5 protein-coding genes are annotated in these 3,122 nt (G+C 52.3%); 4 read left to right on the top strand and 1 reads right to left on the bottom strand.

The window, feature by feature from the left end; translation table 11 throughout:
- A partial coding sequence (locus tag VH187_RS02985; protein ID WP_329699997.1) for a hypothetical protein occupies positions 1-229 on the top strand: 229 nt, incomplete at its 5' end.
- 457 nt (positions 230-686) lie between these two features.
- Positions 687-911: a hypothetical protein gene (locus VH187_RS02980; protein ID WP_329699996.1), complete on the top strand. Its 225-nt coding sequence runs from the start codon at positions 687-689 to the stop codon at positions 909-911.
- A 700-nt stretch (positions 912-1,611) separates the two neighbouring features.
- Here VH187_RS02980 and VH187_RS02975 read toward each other — a convergent pair.
- On the bottom strand, positions 1,612-1,905 hold the full coding sequence (locus VH187_RS02975) for a hypothetical protein (RefSeq protein ID WP_329699995.1): 294 nt from the start codon (positions 1,903-1,905) through the stop codon (positions 1,612-1,614).
- 423 nt (positions 1,906-2,328) lie between these two features.
- On the opposite strand from VH187_RS02975, the gene VH187_RS02970 reads away from it, so the two are divergent.
- Both VH187_RS02970 and VH187_RS02965 read left to right on the top strand, forming a co-directional pair.
- Complete coding sequence (locus tag VH187_RS02970; RefSeq protein ID WP_329699994.1) at positions 2,329-2,949, top strand: hypothetical protein; 621 nt, start codon at positions 2,329-2,331, stop codon at positions 2,947-2,949.
- A gap of 2 nt (positions 2,950-2,951) precedes the next feature.
- Positions 2,952-3,113, top strand: a complete 162-nt coding sequence (locus VH187_RS02965; protein ID WP_329699993.1) for a hypothetical protein — start codon at positions 2,952-2,954, stop codon at positions 3,111-3,113.
- The last annotated feature ends 9 nt before the right edge of the window (positions 3,114-3,122 follow it).

Here is a 3,122-nt window from a genome sequence, read left to right as displayed (position 1 = left end):
TATATCAGAGCAGCGTTCGTTACGTTCAAGGTGGAGGCTGACGATGACTAAGTTGCGACGCACAATAAGTGAAGCCAAGCGCATTGCCCGTGGCATGGTTAAAGATGCACTGAAAAAACAAGGGATTAAGATGTCACAGGTCGATTCGCACAAGATAGATGTCGCTGCCGCTGTGCTGTTGTGGAAGAATACCAAGATTTATACGTTAGCTGCTAGGAGGTCGAGATGATAACGTGGAAACTACTGCAACCCGGCATGACGTATCAGCATCTAGGCTTACTGGTCTATATGCTGAATGACAAGAACCCTGAGTCAGCAAAGGAACAGCTGGGTTATGGCTATCGACATGGTGGAGGCTGGAGGCCATTCCACGGCTTCAAGCTAAGGGATGACAATGGCCTTAGCTATACAGGTGATCCGGTGCAATATCCTGTAGCTGAGACTCGGCTCAGGGATGAACTTATCCTGTTGTATCCGCATGATTGGGTAGCTATTATCCAGCCAGATCGTAGCTTCGAAGTATGCAGGATGGACTGACATGAAACAGTGGATTAGGGTTTGCCAAGAGTGTAGCCATAAGCAGGTGTCTAAGCCTATCGCCGAATATAAGGGCGATAGCTGGCGTGACGTGAAGTGCAAGCGCTGTGGTAGTGAGGCCTTAGACTATGGTAAGTGGGAGGATACAGATGATCCAAGACGATGAAGATGGCACAAGGCATATCATCGTGGATATAGCCTTCAATGGGCGCTATAACAAAGGCCTGACAAGGGCGCAAATCAAGCAAGGTGTTAAGGACCTGCTAGAATACCCGATATCTCAGTTTGGTCCTGTGTGGATATGCACCTTGTTGCTTCGTATGCACAATCAACTGGCAAAACATGGGAGACTGTACACAGGTGTCGAGGATTGAATTGATAGCCGCTATTCAGAGATGGATAGCGGCTATTCTTTTATCCGGTGGAGGCTGAGATGATAAAGGTGCATGAGCGTACCGTTAAGGCTGTGATCGAACATACTTGCGCTAGATGTGGTGAGCGTATCGCTATTGGTGAGCGCTATCTTAGATTAACTTATGTTGGTGGTGGATTTAAGACGGTATGCATATGTATAGAATGCGAGTAATCTGCTTTCTCTGATAGCCTAGTGATAGGAGGGGGGGGGGTATTATGGGCTGTTCACGGTTTGTTCTTGTTTAAAAAAAAAAATTTTATAAGAAACAGGGAGAACAGAACGACGGTGTATACGGCGGTTTATAGGTATGGGTCAACCTAGTACCCCCCCCCTATGTCTAGGCTATCAGAGAAAGCAGAGTACTCCGATTTTTTAGCGCCTCATCCTTGGCGGGCCTTGGTTCCGATTGCAATGGCCTTTGCCGAGCTTTAGCGGCCCGCCAATTGCGCTGTGCCGCTTGCCAGGTAGCTACCTAGCGGCCCGCTCCCGAAAACGTGCCAGCGGGCCTTTCTGGCCGATTTGGAACAAAACAAGTACTCGCCGTGAGTTTACGTTTTGTTCTCATCAGCTGCCTCCGGGGCGTTTACGTTTTGTTCTCATCAAGGCAAGAAAAAGGCCCGCTCAATTGCGGGCCTTTCCCTTGTCGTTTGCGCCGATCGCTAGGCGTTGCGGCCGTTCTGCGCCGCCAGGAACTGCGCCAGGCTCATCTTCGGCTTGGCTGTGCTGGTGCCCTTTGGCTTGCCCTCGGCCGTGAACGAGAGCTTGCCGAAGCGATAGCCCCATTGGAGCTGTGCCTTCATTTCGGCATTGGCCCTCGCCTCGAAGGCATCTTCCGCAGCGTATGCCGCACGGAATGCCTCGGCCCGCTTGGCGTAGAGTGCCTGCGCCTCTACCGAAAGCGTGCTTACATCGAAGTCATGCCATGTGCGGCCTTTGCTATCAACGTATGCCATTGTCGTAGTCCTTGCGGTTGCAATCCGATAGCCCATCGCCATCGGCCGGCGAGCTATCGCATGTTGCCGATGAGCCGTCAACCCACAATCGTCGCTGCATTGCACCAATTCGATGCTGCACTGCACTCTCCATCCCATGACCCATCGCCATGCCCCCCGGGGGTCCAAACTCGGGCGCTCGGCTGGGGCGCCATACCCCTCCGCATATTTTTTATCATTTCACACACCCATACCTATACGCGCGCGAAATGGCGGTCTTCAAGACAGCGCGAAGGAATTCTGTATACACTAGCGAGAAAAGTTCTTGACTTTGCGGCGAAAATGTGGTAAAATGGTAGGGTAAAATCGAGTAGCGTCTCTAAATTTTGGTGTAGCGATGTGTTAGGTCGAGGCAGGCCTTCCAAACATCCTAGCATCGGGCCATTGCGCGAACTGACTCGCGCCGAGGTCCAGGCCGTCCAAAAATCATCCATAGCGCCAGTTCAAAAGTTTCGGGACAGCCATCACCGGATGGCCCGGCTGTTTGCTAGCGGCCTCAGAGTTAAAGAGGTCGCGGAACTGACTGGTTATTCGGTCAGTCGAGTCAGCCTTTTCCACACGAGCCCCGCATTTCAAGACCTGATCGCCGAAAAGCGCAAAATCGAAGACGAGGTCCACCGGGATCAGATAACGGCATACAACCAGCTGATTCTGTCAAATGGGTTGAAGGCCGAGCGAAAAATTGCCGACAAGCTCGATGACGATGATGAATCCGAGGAAATGTCCGTTCGAGAACTCATTTCAATTGCGAGAGACGCCGCAGATCGGGTCGGGTTGTCGAAGCGGTCTGTTCAGGTTGGCGTGTCGGTCGATTTCGCGTCGCTACTGGACCGAGCGATAAAGCGCAGCAATCCCCCATCCGGCGACTTGAAATTAGTCCCCCAGCCGCCGCTGTTGCTGGATGGGGGTCCCCTCACGGTTCCTAATCCCATTCCCGATCCCATTCCCGTTCCCGATCCCGTCTCTGTTTCCGCTAAAGCGGTTAGATTGGTCAGGAGGATATAGCGATGCAGAACGTCGGTTTGATCTTGCTTTGTTTTGCGTTTGTCTTTGCGACAATCGCCGCATGTGTGATGGTTCAGGCCGGGAGATTTCATCTTGGCTGGGCCGCTGTAGCGTTCTGGATAGCCTCCGAGTTGATCGGCGGCCTCGGTCGGGTCTTTCACTAACGGTCGTCA

The organism is Scandinavium sp. (genome assembly GCF_036271055.1).
In the GTDB taxonomy this organism is placed as follows: domain Bacteria; phylum Pseudomonadota; class Gammaproteobacteria; order Enterobacterales; family Enterobacteriaceae; genus Scandinavium.
This window is presented reverse-complemented; position numbering and strand designations above follow the sequence as displayed.